15 protein-coding genes and 4 pseudogenes are annotated in these 19,636 nt (G+C 41.8%); 6 read left to right on the top strand and 13 right to left on the bottom strand.

The features are described 5' to 3' along the window. Positions 1-272: 272 nt before the first annotated feature. From Q0541_RS01580 to Q0541_RS01550, 7 genes and pseudogenes are all read right to left on the bottom strand, one after another. A complete protein-coding gene (locus tag Q0541_RS01580; protein ID WP_298904577.1) occupies positions 273-623 on the bottom strand; it encodes a cupin domain-containing protein in 351 nt (116 codons plus the stop codon). Positions 624-717: 94 nt separating this feature from the next. Continuing rightward, a pseudogene (locus Q0541_RS01575) lies at positions 718-831 on the bottom strand (threonine dehydrogenase and related Zn-dependent dehydrogenase-like protein); the annotation flags it as partial. A gap of 201 nt (positions 832-1,032) precedes the next feature. Next, entirely contained in the window at positions 1,033-1,422 is a 390-nt protein-coding gene (locus Q0541_RS01570; protein WP_298904574.1) for a hypothetical protein, read from the bottom strand. 62 nt (positions 1,423-1,484) lie between these two features. Next, positions 1,485-2,042: pseudogene (locus Q0541_RS01565) on the bottom strand (zinc-binding dehydrogenase); the annotation flags it as partial. A gap of 25 nt (positions 2,043-2,067) precedes the next feature. Next, positions 2,068-2,763 (bottom strand): SRPBCC family protein, encoded by a 696-nt coding sequence (locus tag Q0541_RS01560; protein ID WP_298904571.1) that lies wholly within the window; start codon positions 2,761-2,763, stop codon positions 2,068-2,070. Between the two features lie 185 nt (positions 2,764-2,948). Continuing rightward, on the bottom strand, positions 2,949-4,046 hold the full coding sequence (locus Q0541_RS01555) for a DJ-1/PfpI/YhbO family deglycase/protease (protein WP_298904568.1): 1,098 nt from the start codon (positions 4,044-4,046) through the stop codon (positions 2,949-2,951). Between the two features lie 53 nt (positions 4,047-4,099). Beyond that, positions 4,100-4,231 (bottom strand): annotated as a pseudogene (locus Q0541_RS01550) (hypothetical protein); the annotation flags it as partial. A 420-nt stretch (positions 4,232-4,651) separates the two neighbouring features. On the opposite strand from Q0541_RS01550, the gene Q0541_RS01545 reads away from it, so the two are divergent. Together Q0541_RS01545 and Q0541_RS01540 are read left to right on the top strand one after the other, a co-directional pair. Continuing rightward, positions 4,652-5,050 carry a DUF6335 family protein gene (locus Q0541_RS01545; RefSeq protein ID WP_298904583.1) on the top strand — a complete coding sequence of 133 codons (399 nt, stop codon included), beginning with the start codon at positions 4,652-4,654 and terminating at the stop codon, positions 5,048-5,050. Positions 5,051-5,424: 374 nt separating this feature from the next. Beyond that, positions 5,425-5,913, top strand: a complete 489-nt coding sequence (locus Q0541_RS01540) for an orange carotenoid protein N-terminal domain-containing protein (RefSeq protein ID WP_298904565.1) — start codon at positions 5,425-5,427, stop codon at positions 5,911-5,913. Between the two features lie 821 nt (positions 5,914-6,734). Here Q0541_RS01540 and Q0541_RS01535 read toward each other — a convergent pair. Both Q0541_RS01535 and shc read right to left on the bottom strand, forming a co-directional pair. After that, positions 6,735-8,036, bottom strand: a complete 1,302-nt coding sequence (locus tag Q0541_RS01535) for an NAD(P)/FAD-dependent oxidoreductase (RefSeq protein ID WP_298904562.1) — start codon at positions 8,034-8,036, stop codon at positions 6,735-6,737. A 122-nt stretch (positions 8,037-8,158) separates the two neighbouring features. Continuing rightward, a complete protein-coding gene (gene shc / locus Q0541_RS01530) occupies positions 8,159-10,078 on the bottom strand; it encodes a squalene--hopene cyclase (protein WP_298904560.1) in 1,920 nt (639 codons plus the stop codon). A gap of 124 nt (positions 10,079-10,202) precedes the next feature. On the opposite strand from shc, the gene Q0541_RS01525 reads away from it, so the two are divergent. The 4 genes and pseudogenes from Q0541_RS01525 to Q0541_RS01510 all read left to right on the top strand — a co-directional run bounded on the left by Q0541_RS01525 (position 10,203) and on the right by Q0541_RS01510 (position 13,866). Next, complete coding sequence (locus Q0541_RS01525; protein WP_298904558.1) at positions 10,203-11,411, top strand: glycosyltransferase; 1,209 nt, start codon at positions 10,203-10,205, stop codon at positions 11,409-11,411. Between the two features lie 80 nt (positions 11,412-11,491). Continuing rightward, on the top strand, positions 11,492-11,794 hold the full coding sequence (locus tag Q0541_RS01520) for a ubiquitin carboxyl-terminal hydrolase 14 (protein WP_298904556.1): 303 nt from the start codon (positions 11,492-11,494) through the stop codon (positions 11,792-11,794). Between the two features lie 61 nt (positions 11,795-11,855). Beyond that, a pseudogene (locus tag Q0541_RS01515) lies at positions 11,856-12,242 on the top strand (DUF389 domain-containing protein); the annotation flags it as partial. A gap of 70 nt (positions 12,243-12,312) precedes the next feature. After that, entirely contained in the window at positions 12,313-13,866 is a 1,554-nt protein-coding gene (locus Q0541_RS01510) for a cation:proton antiporter (RefSeq protein ID WP_298904580.1), read from the top strand. Positions 13,867-14,294: 428 nt separating this feature from the next. On the opposite strand, the gene Q0541_RS01505 is transcribed toward Q0541_RS01510, so the two are convergent. From Q0541_RS01505 to Q0541_RS01490, 4 genes are all read right to left on the bottom strand, one after another. Next, entirely contained in the window at positions 14,295-15,890 is a 1,596-nt protein-coding gene (locus Q0541_RS01505) for an NAD(P)/FAD-dependent oxidoreductase (protein ID WP_298904554.1), read from the bottom strand. Positions 15,891-16,212: 322 nt separating this feature from the next. Further along, positions 16,213-17,247 carry an agmatinase SpeB gene (speB, locus tag Q0541_RS01500; RefSeq protein WP_298904552.1) on the bottom strand — a complete coding sequence of 345 codons (1,035 nt, stop codon included), beginning with the start codon at positions 17,245-17,247 and terminating at the stop codon, positions 16,213-16,215. A gap of 132 nt (positions 17,248-17,379) precedes the next feature. Beyond that, a complete protein-coding gene (locus Q0541_RS01495; protein ID WP_298904549.1) occupies positions 17,380-18,420 on the bottom strand; it encodes a DUF2157 domain-containing protein in 1,041 nt (346 codons plus the stop codon). Positions 18,421-18,608: 188 nt separating this feature from the next. Then, entirely contained in the window at positions 18,609-19,466 is an 858-nt protein-coding gene (locus tag Q0541_RS01490; RefSeq protein ID WP_298904546.1) for a nitrate ABC transporter ATP-binding protein, read from the bottom strand. Between the last annotated feature and the right edge of the window lie 170 nt (positions 19,467-19,636).

The following is a 19,636-nucleotide window of genomic DNA, read 5'->3' as shown; positions in this document are numbered from 1 at the left end:
ATAATACCAATTTAAAAAAAGAATGCGACAAATAGACCATTTGTAGAGACGCGATGAATCGCGTCTTCACCCAAAGATGTGTTGCAATCATTAATTGAATTGGTATAAGAAGCCAAGAAAATTTGGCGCAGCCTCACAAAGAAATGGTATCAGCTACAAAGCAGACTAAAAAGGGGAACAACATTCTTGTTCCCCTGTGAAGGCTCTATATTCCATGTAATTGAAAGTGGCTAGAAATTTTTAGCGATCGCAAAATTTCAGATAACTGCAAATTAGTTTTCGTCTCGCCCGTGAACTTGAGCGGGTGGACTGGTTGCCTCAACAGCAGTGAATGATTCTAAAATTTTATAGGTGTGGCTGGCTCCTTTTGGTACTACCCACGAACTTCCAGGCTCCAGCAAAATCGTTTGTCCTTCAATATGCAATTCTGCACGACCAGTGATTACATAACCAACAGTTTCATATTCTCGCGCTGCTGGCTCTTTAGCTTCATTCGGTTGCTCATTCTCCCACAGGCGCATGGAAATGGTTTTGCCAGATGCAAGATATTTCTGACCAAGTTGACCTTTTGGGGAATGGGTAGAATCTACTTTGATAACGGTTTTATCAGATGTATCAGACATATTTTTTGCCTCTTTTAGTTTTAAAGTTTGATTATTTTACCAGTGTGAACTGCTTGGTAAATGAGCTGCATTAGCCTAACACTGAACTTTTAGCGATATAGGCGTTGAAAAGATGCAAATCATAACCACAAATTGCCGTGGAAGTAATTTTAAAAATGGCATCACGCGAGTTAATAATTTTTGGGTAGGTAACTGTTTTTACCTGCACATCGTCTGCTCCGTACCAACAAAATTTTCATAATTATTTAGTCCTTAATTATGATTTCGGCTGGTTAATATCAAGATAAATACTCGATTTATCTTAATACTGAGACGCAATAATTATTACGTCTCAGTAACTACTCAAATCTTATTCAACAATCTACGAGTCAAAAATTTAGACTCAAAATTTGCTACAAGTCTAGCTTCTCTATCTCAGCTTTTTGCTAGAAGGATTTTGGTAATAACCTTCTTTCTCTCCAGTCAATGGCTCAACTGTTTTTTCGACGTTCTTTTCTGTAGATTTAAGAAACTCTTTTGTAGCTCTAGGAGTTTTTTCATCCAAGTTTAGCTTTTCACGGATATTATCAGCAGCGTTTTTTAATGGATTTTGAGAATTTGTTGTTTGGTTCTCGTTTCTAATTTCACCTTGCTCATTTGGGATTACTTTATAATAAGTACCCTCTGGAGTTTTAACATCAGCTTGGGCTATGTTAGGGTAGCTAAAAGCCTGACCCAATAAAAACATGAATCCTACTAGAAAAACTACAAGGATTTGGGAGATGCGAATATTCCGCAGCCATGAAATTACTCGATTCATAAAAAGCCTCAATTACATTATGTTAGGTGGACAATTTAAAACGCTGAATGATTATTTACCATTCAGGGTTTAAGAACAACTTTGATCCAGTTATCCTTTTTTTGTTGAAAAATGCGGTAGCCGTGGGGTGCTTCCTCTAAAGGCAATTGATGGGTAACAACCAAGGATAGATCAAGTTTTCCATCCCAAATCATCTGCAATCAAAAATATATATATTTATTGATATATTTTTGTCCATGCATTTGTCCCATCCTAAAGGTTAGTCCCTTATTAAAGGCTGCACCAAATGGTATTTTATCAACAAAAGCACCATTAACACCCATAATTGAAAAAGTCCCGCCTTTACCACAGGCCACCATCATTTCCCGCAGAACGTGGGGACGGTCGGTTTCCAATCTGAGCTTTTGTTTTGTCTGGTCGTAGAAGTCTTCTAAACCAACGGCATTGATGCAAGCATCGGGGCTACGGCCACCAGTCGTCTCTTTCAACGTTTCGCCAGCATTAACTTTTTTGTAGTTAATCATTTCTGCTTTGGCAAACTTTTTCGCCATTTCTAGGCGTTTGGGAAAGCGATCAATAGCGATCGCTTTTTCGGCTCCCATGATGTAGCCACTAATCATCTGGCGTCATTCATTGGGCAAATAACTACTTGCGTCCACTTGTTTGACCTTCGGTAGTGGCAATTTCGCCTGCTTCCATTAGCATCTTGAAGCGGCCCAATTCATCACCAATTTGCTGTTTTGGTTCCTCACCAAAAAGTTTAGCTACGGTAGCTCCCAATGCTCCACCTGGTGGGTTATACTCCAAAACAACCTTCACTTCCGTGCCGCGATCTGATACTTCTTTGAAGCGGACAAAACCAGAATTATCAACATCGGCACCTTCTACAGAAGCCCAAGAAATAAATTCATTTTCCCGGTCTTCGAGAATTTCTGCATCCCATTCCACACTGCTACCCAAGGGCGCATTCGCAACCCAATGAGAACGTTTTTTGTCATGTACCTTGACAGATTTGAGATGCTTCATAAATGTAGGCAAATTCTCAAAGTTGTGCCAATAGCGATACAGTTCATCTGCTGGTTTATTGATCGTTACCGTCTTTTCAATTTTGATGGGTTGGTTTATACCTATTGCTTCCTGTGCTTGCTGGATTGTGCTTTGTTTAGTTGCACCTTGATAGATTAAACCGCCACCGGCTAAAGCCGTCAGCACTCCCCGCAATGAACCTTGCTTTAAACCCATCAGCACCATAGCACCGCCACCGAGAAGAGATCCCCAACGCTCTACTTCACTAGCTTCAGGCTGGTTTGTACTTGGTTTATCCCCTGAGGTCGAAGTCACTTTTTTTATCTCCATTACAGTAAATTAACTACAGAGGTGCAAATACTCTCTTCTTTCTACCTCTGTGTCCTTTTCTACGAGACGCTATGCGAATTGGCAAGCCCTACAGTTCCCCAGTTCCTTTATACTGGGGAACCCGTCCACCGGACTGGCTCACCGCTTTCGTGTCTACGTTCAATAAAACCTTATATTGACACAGCAGCCCCTGTTGTCGGCTTAGGAGGCTGAACCTGACCGGTTATCCGCGCCCGATATAGTTCTACCAATTGCTGTTCGTATTTCGCTAAATCTTGGTAAATTTCTTTGAAAATAGCAGTTGCTACTGGGTCTGTGTACATTACAGACAAATTGCCAATATCGCCGATACCAGTTTGCACATCTCCTAAAGCAGAACGTAACTGATATATGTCATCACTTCCTGTCAAGGCAGTTTTCACTTTGGCATACTGATTGGCAATATTTGCCCCTAAAGAGGGTTTTTCGCCTAATCGTTGAAGATAGGTTTCCAGCTTTTTAATGTGGCGCTGTTTAGTAGCAATGATTTCTTGAAAGACTGATTTTACTTGGCTATCTGATTCCTTTTCCAAGTAGTTCTCAAATGTTTCTAGCGAATAACGTTCACCAGTAAGGGCAGTATTTAAACCTTTGCTGATATCACCTTTAGTTGAGCCACCCCAAGCATCAGCCAGCTTCCACCATTCAGCACTTGTGTCTTTTTCATTAGGTAATGCAGCATCTTTGCCACCATAACCCAAACGGCTTAAAATAGCTGTGGTGAAAATTGGCAAGTCTCCGGGTTCACGAGATGTAATCAAATTTCCATCAACTACCAGCGACTCATCTAGATAATTTGCGCCAGCGTTAATGATGTCCTTGGCAATAGCGCTAAAGCCGGTAACTTGCTTACCTTTGAGCAAGTCGCCTTCAATCAAAACTTGTGGGCCGTGGCAAACCGCAGCTACCAATTTTCCTTGTTGGATAGCTTCTTGTACAAAGCGGACTGTGTTAGGGTTGCGCCGCATTTTATCGGGAGCTACCCCACCAGGAATCACGACTGCATCGTATTCGGCTACGATCGCTTCTGTGGTAGTACCATCAGCTTGGATGCTAAGTTTGCCCTGTTTACCCAAATATTTTTCATTCACTCGGGAACCGAGGACTACTACCTCAATTCCTGCTTGTTTTAGTCCATTATAAGGAACTGTAAATTCTGCATCCTCTACTGCTTGTTCAATGAGGATGGCAACTTTTTTACTAGCGGAATTATTGTTATGGTCAGTCATAGATGGTGTTCCTTGCTTATTCCTAGTATTTAACTAACTACAATGTTCATCAATTAGGACAGTTCAACATCCAAGATTTTTCTCGGAAAAAAATTTGCTGCTAGTTCCTGTGCTTCGTCACCTGCTATCTGTTCTTTAAGGGTTTCTAGTATGGCACGAGTAACAGATTCTGTTTCTTCACGATCATCTAATTGGGTAAGCCTTTATACATCTGTAATCAACTTGTCGTCTTTCACTGTCTACCTCCGCTGATCAAAATTATTGAATGTCTTGTCGTTTAGCATTCAGGGAGTTAAAAGCATGAAGACTAAATTAAAATGGCTAAACTTGAATTTTTATTTTCCCTCTAATTAATAAAAAAAATAGTTATGAGTGAGAAGTTGGCTAATGAATAATTTCGGTTTGATAACCCCTAACTCATAACTAAAAATTTCAACTACAAGTTGTTTAACCATGATTTCATATTTCCAATCGTATGGTGCGATCGCTAGTTTAGCTTCGTTCCAAGGGGATAGATTATTTTATTTCTAAAGCTATACATCTCTAGTAATACAAATTATTGACAGGAAAGCGTTATTGTGAGAATGCAGAAAATGGCTAGCATCATGGCAGAAAAAAATCATAATGACGAAATTAAAACCAATGATTTGCCGCAGGAAATTACCGAATCCTATGGCACTGGCGTGAAAGACTTGCTAGGATACAATATTGGCGGGCGTTCCATGCAGGACGAAAGGCGCGAATATACAGAAACTAGTCCTGAACTCACTGGTGGCGATGTTGATGCTTATTGGCAAGATGCAGATGCAGTTGGGGATGAAGCTGTTGGTGGTAGTACTTCCACTCCCGATCAAAATGTAACTGAGGAGCTAGAAGCAGCAGTGGGGCTAGAAATGGCTGATTCTGAGTTTCTGCATACCAACGATATCTTAGAAGACCGTGACGGCGATCGCTGGGAGTTAGATCCAAAGTCTTCTGAAGATTATCAAGATCGGCGAGAATAAGCTCAATAAAAGTAGAAGCCGTATTCCTACTGTATATTCACAAATTGGATGTCGCTGAATTGGGCAGTGCTTTTCTAAGCACTGTCACAAGAAAATTAACATCTATCTACCGACATACCTGGTGAAAATCTCTCAATTTTATAGTATTCCAATTGTCAACTCTTCACCTTACCTAAGGCAAGCATTATTTTGGCTTTTGTAGAGTGCTTATCTAACTACAATGCTTTTAATGCAGGACTACAGCCCGATTTATATTTTGTTTATAATTGTTATTCTTTATGATTCCAATACATCTGTCTTCAGTAGGTTAAAAGTGCAGATGTACATTTGATAATCTTGCTAGTAACACTGATGAATTGCAATTGGAGTTAATAATGACATCTACCCAAACAGGCGATCCAACTATTCGTGAACATGTTCAAGCTTGGCAACAGTTGGATGTGGATCAACAACTGGCTTTGTTTTGGTTTATTTACAAAGAAATGGGTGGCTCAATTACGCCAGCTGCGCCTGGTGCCAGCACTGCTTCCCCAGAAATTGCTGAAGGTTTGTTTAATCAAGTTAAGGAATTATCTCACGAACAACAATTACAAGTTCAGCGTGACTTGATTAATAAAGCTGACACCGAAATTTCTCGTGAATATGGCTCTTTGGGTGATACCACTAAGCTATTGTTTTGGTATCGATTATCTCAAGGTATGGATGATGGTACTATCATTCCTGTACCTTCTGATTATGAACTTCCCTCAGAATCTAAACCGTTGTTTGGCAAAATTCAATTATTAGAGTTTGAGCAACAGATGACTCTTTTCCGTGATTATGTTTCGCCACTGGGTGCCGAAGCAGCAGCGGTTGGAATTTAGAACTTTTGAACTTTTTAGGCTACTTGAGGCTACTTTTTTAGTCTCCGGATGACGATGGCTATTATACCAAGTTCATTCGGTTGTAGTAGGAGGATTCAGAAATCATAATCTCCTTACTCTCCAACAGGTTTTCTAAACGAGGTGATTGGTGTTAAGTCTAGCCTTAGTAACTCTTGCCTCCGATACGTAGGCAGCATTGCTACCAGCAGAAGGGTAAGGGAAGGGTTTTACAGCAAATTTGAAGTTTTTGAGGTACAAAAATACACTACCCGTACTGTCGCGCAGCCTCCCCGATGTCTTGGGGAAGATTGGAGAGAGGTGTACTTCAGTTACTTACAAAGTGCTGTATACCCCTTTTCTTAAAACTCGCTATATCCGCCAATCACTTAATATAAAGCTGAATTTTGATGACTGGGGTGTTTATTTTTTCTTAAAAAATAAACACCCACTAAAAATTAAAACTTTTACTTTGTGATCATCTATATCCTTAGGTCAGTTATACACTACACCTGAAAGGTTTTTAGCGCTAACCCAACGGTATTGTGTTATAGTATATTCTCCTAAACAGAGGAAAAACGTAGATTAGAACTTTAACAGATTTTTATTAACTGATATTACTGGTGCTTTGGATGAACCACTGAATATCGCAAACTTAGTGAAAGCGATCGCCTTACTTGGTGGTAAGCATACAACAATCTACAAGTCACTTTAGATAGAGATATAACTGTGAGGAAATCGTACCTTCAAAAAAGGTGATATCTTCAATACCGGACTGGATATTTTCCCAGGTTCTCTTTTTCCTTTAGGACTTATTGGCCGCATCAATTATGTAAAAACTTCTCATTTGCCCGCTTCACTTTTGCAATCCAATTTTTATAGATATTCAAAATTTCTGAGTAGGGAACCGTGCTTTCAGAAGTAAGTTGCCAGAATGAAGGTGAGAAGTATTTAGGAAATAGTTGATGCAAAATTTGAGCAAATCGTAATCTGATAAAAAACTCTAAAAATAGCAGTTTACCGGATAATGGATAGGCATTGTCACTTAGCTCGACTAAGGCATGAGCATCTGGCTTTCGACGTAGAGAAAATTGCGCGATCGCTTTCGCAATATCATCAGAATATTCATCTAATAACTTATCAAAGAAAGCTACATCCTCAAAGGAAGCATTGCAACCTTGACCCAGCGAAGGAGAGGTGGCGTGAGCTGCATCACCAATCAATAGAACACTATCACCATGATGATAGCGATTACAACGAATTGTTATAATGCTTGAGATTGGTCGATTTAGAAATGCTTCGGCTTCCGATTCTGGTAAAATCTGAGCAATTTCTGGAAACTGATCGCTAAAGAATTGCGATACTTCCTCTGTAGTAGAAAAATTTTCAATCGGGTTATTCTCTCTGGGAAAATTAACGGTTCCACTCAGGGAACCGTCTGTACGATGCACCAGTATGGCTGCGATTCCATCACTCCCTCTCCAATTATGAATGTAGCCTGGTTTGAGGGATATTACATTCGCAGGTAAAAAGATAGATTTGTAAGCTAAGGGAACATATTTTTGCTCCACCTCAAATTGATCTGTTGAGAGAAATTGCTCTCTCACTTGCGATCGCGCTCCATCTGCACCAATTAATAAGTCATAATTAACGGTAACATTTGTTGTATCATCTGCATTGACAACCTTTGAAAATATTACTGTTTTTGCCTCAAAATCAACCACATTGCATTGATTATCAAAATAAATATTGAGACGATCGCTATTATATTTTGCGGTCAGCGTTTCCAATAGCATAATAACTAGTTGAGTCCGATCAAGAATATAAATAGGCTGATTCCGAGGTATTAATTGCGTTTTTCCATTTTTATCATGATTTAGGGAGCCGATACTCTCAAGACTTGTAGATTTGAGGATTTCTACAAGTCCTTTAATATTGCTGAGTGCAGTAATTCCTCGCTGATTAATAACAAGCGGAAATGTTCTAGATTTTGACAGGGAAATTGAGCGCGGATCGTTACGTCGCTCATAAATTTCCACCTGATAGTCTTGATCACGTTGCAACAAATAGTGAGCCAGAAGAACTCCACTCGGACCAGCACCTACAATCACAACTTTCTTAGCCATTCTCAATCCTCGTTTCCTAAACTATTGATAGAAAAATCAGACTATTTTCTAATTTCAATGTTTAATTTCCACATTTTACTTCTGAATCCTATACAGACGCAATTAACCGTGTCTGCTGAATTCTAAGTTAAATTGTAAATCACCTTTTGATAACGACCCAGAGCCATCAAAGGAAAGTATTGCTGATACATATGATATTTGAGATAAAAATGGCAAGGGAAGCCAGTACCTGTAAAATCTGCCTCAAACCAAGTACCATCAGGCTGTTGAGTTGCCACTAGGTAGCCAATTCCCCGCTCAATGGCCTCAAGAGCTAATTTACCAGTTGCTTCACCTGCTGCCAAGAGACCAATTAAAGCCCAAGCAGTTTGAGATGCAGTACTATTTCCTTTTCCTTTGAGACTGGGATCATCATAGCTACGGCAAGTCTCACCCCAACCACCATCTGGGTTTTGACATCCAACTAACCAAGCTGCTCCCCGTTCTATACTGAGTTTATGCCTTTGAGGGTCAATCAAGGCCAAGGCTGATAAAACGCCACTGGTACCGTAGATATAATTTACACCCCAACGACCAAACCAACAGCCTTCGGTTTCTTGTTCGCGCAGAAGATAACTAAGCGATCGCTCTAAATTATCACTATCAATTGCCAGGTTACAAGCACCAAGCATTTCTACGACTCTGGCAGTAACATCTGCGGTGTTTGGATCAATCATCGCTTTCAAGTCGCCATAGGGGATGGAATTGAGCCAATTTTGGTCGTTGTCCAAATCAAAAGCAGCCCACCCGCCTGGTTTACATTGCATAGATGCAATCCAATTTAACGCCCGACCGATTGCAGCCTGCTTGATTTTTTCATTAGGGAGTTTTGCTACATGTAGTGCCATCACCACAACAGCCGAGTCGTCTACATCAGGATAAAAGCGATTGTCAAACTCAAAAGCCCAAGCCCCTGGTTTTCCCTGGCGATTTTTGACAGCCCAATCTCCGTAATCCAAAATTTGTTTTTGCAATAACCATTCTCCAGCCTTTACCACAGCCGGATGATCTGGTGCAAAACCGGATTCTACTAAGGCCCGCATCGCCCAAGCAGTATCCCAGACGGGCGAAATACAGGGCTGTACTCGGTAGCTATTCTCTGTTTCAATCTCAAAGTTATCAATTGCTTGCAAACCTCGTTCCACAATCGGGTCGTTTGGGTGATAATCCAGACACCGCAAAGCCAGCATTGAATTCAGCATCGCCGGAATAATGCCGCCCCAATCGCCTGTAGCTTCTTGCCGCTCTAAAATCCACTTTTCGGCAGCTTTGATGCCTTCTTGGCGCAAGGGTACTAAATTCAGGCTTTCTGCCAACTTGAACCCATGATCAAGGGTGAGGAATAAATCTGTCCAATCGCCACTCTGGGGTAATTCCCACCGGACTTGATCAATACCTTCAACGTATAGCTGATCTAGGTTGATAGTTGGGTTGGTGATAAAAACAGGTTTGCGATCGCATACAATCAGTAATGGTACTGTACTGCAACGTGCCCAGCTAGACATCTCATAGATATTGACGGGGAAAGCTTTTGGCAACAGCATCACCCAAGCTGGTAGCGAGGGAATACCGCGCCAGTTGTAGCAGCCAATCAAGGCTAGGTGCAACTTGGTAAAAATCCGAGTTTTGCTGATACCACCCCGTTGGAGAATAAAGGCTTGCGCCCGAATCATCGCCGGATCGGTTGCTGGTACACCTAGTAGTCTTAGTGCCATGTAGGCTTCAACCGAGGTGCTAAGTTCTCCGCCATCACCGTAGTAAAGTTCCCAGCCGCCATGCTGCCGTTGTTCTTGACGTAAGTAGGCTTCAACTTTGTGCAACGGTCTTGCTTGGTCTGTTCCCCAAATTTTATGGAGGAGGACGACTTCAGCAGTGATGGTGACATTAGATTCTAACTCTGCCCACCAATAACCTGCCAGATTTTGAATCGAAAGCAAATATTGTTGACTGGCTGCGATCGCTTCTGCAACTTGATTGACTTTTACCCTGTCTTGTGTTCGCATCAAATACTATTTAACCTCAACACTCAACACTAGTTATGAACACGGCAATACAATGAAAAATTTTTTTCCTCTATTTCAGTAGACATAGTATTCTGTCTGAGTTACTGAGAATTTGCAATAGCTCATGGGTGTAATTGTATTAGGATTGATGCTGTTATCCTTGACAATTTGGTTGGGATTACTGTGTTTTTGGGGACAATTTTGGCGGACAGACCAGCAATTAGAGATTGGAGAAACTCAGCTACAGTCGTTACCGATGGTTTGTGCCGTCGTTCCAGCCCGTAACGAAGCTGAATTGCTACCAACCAGCTTGCGATCGCTCCTACTCCAAGATTATCCTGGTTCTTTAAAGGTGTTTTTGGTAGACGATCGCAGCACAGATGGGACAGCAAATTTTGCCGAAGGGGTTGCACACACTCTAGGTAAACCTGAGCAATTGCATATTATCTCTGGCGTTTCACTGCCTCCTGGTTGGTCAGGCAAACTTTGGGCAGTTGAGCAAGGTATAAACAGCGCGAGTTTATTTGCACCTGACTATTTTTTGCTGACCGACGCAGATATTGAACATGATCCTGGTAATCTCCGCCGACTGGTTGCCAAAGCTGTCCAAGAAGATTTAGACCTGGTTTCGGTAATGGTGCGACTCAGGTGTGAGAGCTTTTGGGAAAAACTTTTGATTCCAGCTTTCGTCTTTTTCTTCCAAAAACTCTATCCTTTCCGCTGGGTTAATAATCCAAACAATCCTACAGCCGCAGCTGCTGGGGGATCTATTCTGATTAGTCGAGAAGCTTTAGAGCGAATCGGGGGTATTCAAGTCATTCGTCAAGCTTTAATTGACGATTGCGCCCTTGCTGACGCTGTTAAGCAGATTGGAAGACAAAGTAATTCTTCTTTCTCCCCTGCCTCCCCCGGCCGGATCTGGCTAGGATTGAGTACATTAACTCAGAGTCTGCGTCCTTATAACTCGCTGGCGACGATTTGGGATATGGTTGCCCGTAGTGCCTATACCCAACTGAATTATTCTCCATTACTACTATTGGGAACTTTAGTAGGAATGCCTCTGATTTATCTAGTTCCACCTATGTGTGTAATTCTGGGTGCAGTTTGGAGCAATTGGGCGATCGCACTTACAGGTTTATTAGGATGGTTTTTAATGACTTTCGCTTACTACCCGACAATCCGCTTTTATAAATGTTCTCCCTGGTTAGCATTGAGCTTACCTGCGATCGCTTTTCTGTATACCCTGATGACTCTAGACTCAGCACTCCGTTACTGGCAAGGGCGCGGCGGCGCTTGGAAAGGAAGAGTTTACCCTAACCCAGATAATTTCTAGTTGGGATAAAATTAAATTTCAAAATCGCTAGTGCTAATCTAAAATCAAAGTTAAGCCTAAAGTGATTGATTAAAAGAGTTATGACACTGACTGGCTACGCTGATACTGATCCCAATGAATTAGGAATTAGTATGACTTGTAATCATTTAAACCAAATTCATCCAGTCACTCCCTCAGCGTCAGGCTGCGAAGAATGCTTGGCAATTGGCGATCACTGGGTACACCTGCGAATCTGTCTAAGCTGTGGGCATGTAGGCTGCTGTGATTACTCAAAAAATAAACACGCAACCCGGCACTTTCACGCAACGCAGCATCCGATTGTGCAGTCCATCGAACCTGGCGAAGACTGGCGGTGGTGTTATGTCGATCAAACCTATGTATAATAATGTTTGTGCCGTATTCTATCAATAATCCACCCTCTCTAACCTCTACCTGACTCAGCCGTTGGCGATCGCCTTCACTCTGGGTTGGCTGGTGGGATTGCCCAGCTATGATAGCGAAGTGTTGGCTCGATCAAGACCAACATTGTTAGATTTGGGAATTGTGGTAGCTGCTGGTGGTATCAGTGGCTACGCCAAAATTGAGACGAAAATCCCTGGTAGTTTAGCGGTAACTGCGATATCTCACAACAAGCCGCTCTGCGTCTACGCTATTCCCCTCATGCCCCCATCGGTGTGATTGGCTTAGGCTCCGGGCAAGAGAACCTGTCACACCTCAACAAGTAGAGTTATTAGAGAATTTATCGAACGAGAAATGGGGCAACCATTCACTCTAATTTTTTTTGAAGTTGGTCAAGTGGAGGAAATTCGACATTCCGAATCCACACGCTGAAGTTGCTAATTTGGCATGAATGAGGAGAGAATCTATCAGTCAAGTCAAACTAACTTTCCAAAACGCAATAGTGGATGTTACAGAATTAGTCAAAGTTTTAATTATTCTCCTAATCGTTGCTACAGGTGTAGCTTTGCTATCCCGGCGGTTGCGAATTCCTTATGTTGTGGGTTTAGTATTAGCAGGTTTGCCGATCACTGAGCTATTATCTCGTCCGATTGGTTTAAATCCAACCCTTGTTTTGAATCTTTTCCTGCCAATTCTCCTCTTTGAAGCTGGTATTAATACAGATGTCAGCCGCCTACGCAGCACCTTTAAACCAATTGCCCTTCTAGCTGGCCCAGGGGCTGTGCTTTCCAGTGGTATTATTGCCGTCCTGTTGAAATTTGGGCTGGGACTGAGTTGGATACCTGCCTTATTTGTAGGAGTAATGCTGGCAAATACTGATACAGTTTCAATGATTGCCATCTTTAAGGAAATACCGGTGCCCTCCCGGCTTTCCACCATCGTTGAAGGAGAAACCCTATTTAACGATGCTGCTGCCCTAGTTACGTTCAACCTGGTTTTGCAAGTATATTCGACAGGTTCACTCACCTTACTACAGGGAATCCAACAATTCCTATTTATCTCTCTAGGAGGCTGCCTGGTGGGGTTAGTCTTAGGCTACTTAAGCATACCTGTATTCGCTCGTTTGGATGATCCCCTTAGTAGTCTATTACTGACAGTAGCAGTTGCATTAGGCACTTTCCAGGCTGGAGAATTTCTAGATGTATCAGGTGCTGTCGCCGTAGTTGTAGCTGGATTAATTTTCGGGAATTTAGCGCTTTCTCGCAATACTTCTGCTTCTAGTCGCATCACCTTGTTGAGTTTCTGGGAATATGCCAGTTTTACCGTCAACACCTTTATTTTTCTGTTAATTGGTGTAGAAATAAACTTGGTAACACTCTGGAATACTTTACCTGCAATTCTACTTGCAGTTTTGGCTTATCAAGTCGGGCGAGTTCTTACAGTCTATCCACTGCTAGCAGTGGTTCGTTGGTTTGACCGCCCAATTCCCCTGCGCTGGCAACATTTACTCTTTTTAGGTAATATCAAAGGTTCACTCTCAATGGCTCTGGCATTGAGCTTACCCACCACATTACCAGGGCGAGAAGTCCTCATAGCTATAGTCTTCGGCAGTGTGCTGGTGTCATTAGTCGCACAGGGTTTAAGTTTGCCTTGGGTGGTAAAACGCTTAAAATTATCTAAATTTTCAGAAGTTCAACAACAGGTTGAAGAATTACAAGCCCAGTTGATGACTGGTAAGGCAGCACAGGATGAATTAGATAGCTTGTTGAAATCAGGCGTGTTACCAAAAGCCGTTTATGAAGAGATGCGTTCAGCTTATCAGGTACGAATTGCAGGTGCAGAAAAGACACTGCGGGAACTTTATAATCGTCGCCCTGATGAGTTGTCAGGCAAAAGTAACAACAGCAGTAAACTTGATGCCATTCGTCGCCGTTTGCTACTGGCAGAAAAAGGAGCGCTCAATGAGGCAATGCGGAAGCGAATTCTTTCAGAAGAAATTGTGCGTGGGCGGATACAAACTCTTGATGAACAATTGCTGAAGCTAGAAGATGATTGAGGTAATTCATAATTCATAGTTATGAAAATAGAGATTTAAAACCTACGCTTATTCATGATTAAGGTAAACACATCTAAATATTGACGAACTTGGATAAGAAGGGAATGCACCAAGACCGCAATTACATAGAACTTTCAGAAAATCAAATATTCGCTTTCATAGTAATAATAATTATTATTAGAGGGCGAAGTTAGAGGCAACTGACAGTTACCTCTCAAATAACGTAGTATTCTCACGCCCAGTAAAAGCAGAAAAAAGAATTATAGCAATCCTAAATCATTCGTGAAAAGTTAGATCCCCGACTTATCATAGAAGTTAGGGATCTGGACACCGCGAATTTGAACGAAATCAGATAAAACTGCTATATATTAATTACTTTAATAATTAGTCAGGAGTCAGGAGTTAGAACTGCCTCCTGTTCTATGTATCTACAACAGCCCCTCTATCAATTGCTCGAAATTGCGGCGATACACCTGTTGGGCGTATTCTTGCCACTCTTTGTCTGACGAGTAGGGTGAGCGTTTTAATGTTGCCTGTTGGACGTATGCCATCAATGGGCGACGAAGACACTCATATTTCTCGAAGGCTTTGGCTATAGCTTGCGGATCATCCCAGTTATTCTCCTCGGCAATTTTAGCGATGAGTGTTGTAACTACTAGTGCATCTTCAAATCCTTGATTAGCTCCTTGAGCCATAAACGGAGGCATTCCATGTGCGGCATCGCCAACTAATACGATTCGTCCTACACTCCAGGCTGGTAGAATTTTGGCAGGATCAGCTTCAGTATTGAGGTCAGTTGGGTTAGAAACTTGTAGAGAATCCGAAATGGTAGCGTGGTGGACATAGTATGGGCGCTGCTGCATCTTGGCAGGAGGAGATATACGTACTAATTCCTTAAGTGCATCAGGAAAGCCTGCCTTCTCCAACTCCTGCAAAGCTAAGTCAATTAAAGAACTTTCGGACTTTCCTTGCAACGAGTCTAAAGGCAAAGCAAGATGTATTATGTACCCTAGTTCACCAGTTGGTCTATGAAATAAAATTATCCTGATGTTATTTATACAAACAGAATTTCCAGATATTTCATCATTAGTGATTGTTACAAGTGGTGAGTTTTGAAAGAAATCTTTTTCTAATTTCATCCGTAGTTCTTTTGCTATCTCAGCAATTTCCCTACAAAATATAGCTGCAAAGCCAGAGTATTCAGGTCGCGCAAAATTATGGTATTGACTATCTGTGTAAAGCAGCCTCCGAACTGTAGAATTAATCCCGTCTGCTGCAACAATTAGTTTAGCTCTAATCGATTTTGTTGCTAATTCTTGGGGGGCAATATCTGAATTTTGGGGCTGCGTTTCATTATGTTTCTGCCCATCTGTCCAATACGCATAGGGGTTGGCTTCTATTCCTGTGTTAGCTACACAATCTATCCGGACACAACCGTTTTCCGGCTGATTCACAACATTAATACAACGATGATTAGCTTTAACTCGATCTTGGGGAAGTAGCTGTCTGAGGGTTGTCTGCAAATTGTACCAAGAAATTGACACTCGCCCCTCGCCATAATCTTTAAACCAGTCATCGAAACTAAGCGAGATTGACCGAATTATCTGCCCCTGTAAATCTTTGTAAACCCATTGAGGTGAAGTCTTCGTCGGTTGTTGCTCTTGAGTAGGTTCAATAGTTTTCTGGCCATTAGACTGCTTGAGATTCAAGAAATCAAGTCCAGTTTTTTTGACTTCTTCGTAAGCATTAGGATCTAAATGTTTGAGAGCTTGTAATCCATTGGGGAGTAGATCCAATCCTTGTCCAATTTCACGAAAGGCGCGAGTTTGATCGACAACAAGGACATTTTCAATACCACGTTTACGTAAGCCAATGGCAGTTGCTAACCCAATAGGACCAGCACCAACCACTACAACATCGTAGATTTCCTGATGAGCAGAAGAGGAGACAACAGAGTCAGCCAAGGTATCAGCTTTGGTTGATGTGTTTGTATGTGTATGAGGACTTGATTTAGTTTCTAGCATATTTATACACAGGAATCTTGGATAGAAGCTGGGCAATGTGGAAAGCTATAGCCATCAAGTTACATAGCAGCACATAACAATATTAAAATCAAATACAAAAAGTTAGATATTTTGCGGCGATCAAACGCCGCTAGTCCTGAGGCGGAGCCTCTGATTAGGCATTCCCAGTCGGAGACTGGGAACGAGACACCTCTAAAAGCTTTTTCAAGGCAGGCTTGCTTTTACGTTAAGTTGACATGCATGAGCAATGCTGTGCCCCTACCAATGTATTTGTATGATTACTCCACTATTCGTCTTTCAACTACAAATTACGATATATTTTCTACTGAGACAAATCCATCAAGTTTGCCAGCTTGTAAACTACCCGCGCTCCAACATTACCATCCCACTCAGCATCACCGACTTCGCAGATATCAAAGCCAATAATTTTTCTCCCACTATTTACCAATTCTCGGAACAGACAAAAAGTCTGCTCTAATTCCAACCCACCTGGAACAGGAGTACCTGTACTGGGACAGAGTTTTGGATCTAAACCATCTGCATCAAAGCTAATGTAAACGGACTCAGGTAAATGACTGATAATTTCTCGGCATAAATCAATCCAAGTTGTTCCAGAGTAAAGCTTTTGCTTAATGGCTGGGTCGTAATATGCAATAATGCGATCGCTAGATTGGTCAATCATTTGCACTTCATCATGACTAATATCACGCAAACCCACCTGCACTAGCTTGGAAATTTGTGGGATTTTCATCGCATTAAACATAATAGACGCATGGGAAAACTCAAATCCTTCATAGGCATCGCGTAAATCTGCGTGGGCATCAATGTGCAAAATGCCATAGTTCGTGTACTTAGCCGCTAATGCTTGGAAATAACCTAACGGCGAACTGTGATCTCCACCAATGACTGCAACTCGCTTACCATTGTTAATTGCTTGTTGACAATTTTCAAATAGCCATTTATTAACCTGTTGACAAGCCTGATTAATTTCTGTCAGCACAGGTGTTAAATCTGGTGTATCTGAGAGTTGTTTCCCTTGGGCTAATCGCTCGATAATTTGTGCTGCCAAGGCGCGGTAGTATGTATTCTTCTCTAAAATATCCTGGGGGATTTCCACCATGAAAATTCCCTGCTTCCAACCATTAGGGTTATCGAAATCGAACAAATCTAGTTGAGTCGAAGCATCTAGAATTCTCTGTGGGCCGTTAGCTGTACCTGCGCCATAGGAAACAGTGACTTCCCAAGGCACACCAAAGACAATCAAGTTTGCAGACTCGTAATCGCAGGGCAAACCTAAGAGGTTGCCATTTATTTCACCTACGCCGCTAGGATTGTAGTCTTGTAGTTGATTACTCATCGATTATCTTCTGGATTTACGTGGATGGACAGCACAGTGGACATCTGTATTGTAATAGAGCTAATGCTTGAAGGGGACATAAAGATATCCCTGTTTGCGTCTTCGCGCCCCCACATCTTTTTTAGTTACCTCTTAATCTCTCGGTAAAATTTGTCTCAATTGTTCCGGTAGTAGGCCTTCAAAGAAACGCTCAATAGCTTGGCTGTTGCGTTGATACAAAATACCCAAATAGATCACAAATATTCCCAGAATAGTCAGCACAATCGGAAATAGTACAGCATTCTTAAAAACTGTAGAGGCAAGGTATCCAAAATATCCAAATATACCTATTGCCCCAAAGACTATAAAAACTTTTCGTCTCAACAACACCGACAGCACCATTAAGCCTAAATTAATTAAACAATATATAAAATTTTGGAATTCGTTACTGTCTCCCATGAAAGAAAGACTAAACCAGAAAGGGATTAATCCAAACAGATACAGCCAAAAAGCAAAATCTCCATCCCGCCTGCGAGTGCGAATATCGACTAGGTACGCAACGATTAAACACGCGATACCAAACCACATAGAAACTAATAGTCGTTGCTTCCAATTAAAATCAGTTTTACCAAATAGTAGTGGTGTTAAATCCATCGATATGAAGTACAGCGAAAAAGCAATGGGAGCAGTCAGAAACGGAAACCGCACAAACTTGAGTGCAACTAAAGCTACAATGATAGTTCCCACTTCCATGAAAAACCAGCTGCCTTTGATCCAATGATAGTAATCACGATACGTACCTGGGTCGGCTTGAATCCAAAATCCCGTCCATCTTTGCAGTCCATAAATCGCTAGGGGAGTCATGCAAACTGCGATTGTAAATAACAGTCCTCCAGGAACTTTTAGATTTTGGTTGAACCACAGCCTTCTACCCATGATGACGAAGCAAAAGGCATAAATGCTGGCTAAGAGAAAAATTCCGCCACCGCCAAACGACTCCCAAGCCAGTACCACAAACCAAGTCATGGCGGAGATCACAATCAACGCGCCAAAGTAAAAAGCTACATTGGCAAAATTAAATTGAGGCCGATCGCTGTTACGCTCAGATAGTGCATCCCAAAGTGCATCCACTTGTTGCGGGGAAATTAAACCTTGCGAAGCAGCCGATTGCAAATCTTCTTTATAAATTTTCATATTTAAGATTTGGTTCGATTTTCTATATCCAATGACGCCAGTGGTTGACAAAAGTCACCACTTTTCTTTTATGGTATCGGGTCAAAGCGATCGCAAACCAAATAATAAACAAACAAACCACAAGACGTCAGCAATGTCAAAAACGGGCGTAAATGCCGCCCGCTAACCTTTATCAAATTGAAAAGCTGCTAATTGACATCATCATGGGCAAAGCGATTAAAGAGGAAATCTAGGGCATAATTACGCAGTTGGTAGTATTGTGGATCTTCCATAATCCGGGCGCGATCGCGTGGACGAGAAAAGGGAATTTCCATGACTTCGCCAATTTTTGCATGAGGCCCGTTAGTCATCATTACTAATTTATCTGCTAAAAATAATGCCTCATCAATGTCGTGGGTAATCATTAGCACTGTGCAGCGATTCTCATTCCAAATTTTGAGCAATTCTTCCTGTAATTCTTCTTTGGTGATTGCATCCAAAGCCCCAAAAGGTTCATCTAAAATTAAGACTTTGGGACGAATCGCCAAAGCACGGGCAATAGAAACCCTTTGTCTCATACCACCTGACATTTGCATTGGTTTCTTTTCCATCGCATCAGCTAGTCCCACCATTGCCAAATGATCGCGCACGATCGCTCTTTTCTCAGCTTGTGGTTTGTTGGGATAAACGGCGTTAACAGCTAAGTAGATATTTTCAAAAGCTGTTCGCCAAGGTAGCAAGGCATAGTTTTGGAAGACAACCATCCTGTCTGGGCCGGGTTGGGTGATTGGCTGTCCTTCTAGCAACACTTGCCCGGAAGTAGGAAAGTTAAAACCGGATACCATATTTAGTAGCGTCGATTTGCCGCAGCCAGAGTGACCGATGACGCAAATAAACTCGCCTTGTTCGACGTTAAGGTTAACGCCATCGAGTACGGTGAAGGGGCCTTTTTTTGTGGGATAGACTTTGCTAACGTCTTTAATTTCTAGGAAAGGTTGGCGGCTGGTGGTTGCAGTGGCGAATGGTTTTCCTAGTGTGTTTGTAGCTTTTGAGTTACGGTTTTGCATGGTATTTGGTATTTGGGTATTGAGGCTTGGGGGCTGGGAATTAGGGATTGGGGACTACTCGCCGCTACCTAGAGGTTTGTTAATGAAGTTCAAAGGCTCATTAATGGAGTTCAAAGGCTCATTAATGGAGTTCAGAGCCTCATTAATGGAGTTCAGAGCCTCATTAATGG

Source organism: uncultured Nostoc sp. (assembly GCF_937863485.1).
Lineage (GTDB): Bacteria > Cyanobacteriota > Cyanobacteriia > Cyanobacteriales > Nostocaceae > Nostoc.
Note: the sequence above shows the minus strand (reverse complement) of the source record. Positions and strands in the feature narration are given on the sequence as shown.

Excerpts from the sequence above, each read along its gene's own strand:
- Q0541_RS01535 (WP_298904562.1), bottom strand. The coding sequence starts at position 8,036 with ATGGCTAAGAAAGTTGTGATTGTAGGTGCTGGTCCGAGTGGAGTTCTT.
- Q0541_RS01520 (WP_298904556.1), top strand. The coding sequence starts at position 11,492 with ATGACACTGACTGGCTACGCTGATACTGATCCCAATGAATTAGGAATT.
- Q0541_RS01555 (WP_298904568.1), bottom strand. The coding sequence starts at position 4,046 with ATGACTGACCATAACAATAATTCCGCTAGTAAAAAAGTTGCCATCCTC.
- Q0541_RS01505 (WP_298904554.1), bottom strand. The coding sequence starts at position 15,890 with ATGCTAGAAACTAAATCAAGTCCTCATACACATACAAACACATCAACC.
- Q0541_RS01490 (WP_298904546.1), bottom strand. The coding sequence starts at position 19,466 with ATGCAAAACCGTAACTCAAAAGCTACAAACACACTAGGAAAACCATTC.
- Q0541_RS01580 (WP_298904577.1), bottom strand. The coding sequence starts at position 623 with ATGTCTGATACATCTGATAAAACCGTTATCAAAGTAGATTCTACCCAT.
- speB (WP_298904552.1), bottom strand. The coding sequence starts at position 17,247 with ATGAGTAATCAACTACAAGACTACAATCCTAGCGGCGTAGGTGAAATA.
- shc (WP_298904560.1), bottom strand. The coding sequence starts at position 10,078 with ATGCGAACACAAGACAGGGTAAAAGTCAATCAAGTTGCAGAAGCGATC.
- Q0541_RS01495 (WP_298904549.1), bottom strand. The coding sequence starts at position 18,420 with ATGAAAATTTATAAAGAAGATTTGCAATCGGCTGCTTCGCAAGGTTTA.
- Q0541_RS01540 (WP_298904565.1), top strand. The coding sequence starts at position 5,425 with ATGACATCTACCCAAACAGGCGATCCAACTATTCGTGAACATGTTCAA.
- Q0541_RS01570 (WP_298904574.1), bottom strand. The coding sequence starts at position 1,422 with ATGAATCGAGTAATTTCATGGCTGCGGAATATTCGCATCTCCCAAATC.
- Q0541_RS01525 (WP_298904558.1), top strand. The coding sequence starts at position 10,203 with ATGGGTGTAATTGTATTAGGATTGATGCTGTTATCCTTGACAATTTGG.
- Q0541_RS01545 (WP_298904583.1), top strand. The coding sequence starts at position 4,652 with ATGGCAGAAAAAAATCATAATGACGAAATTAAAACCAATGATTTGCCG.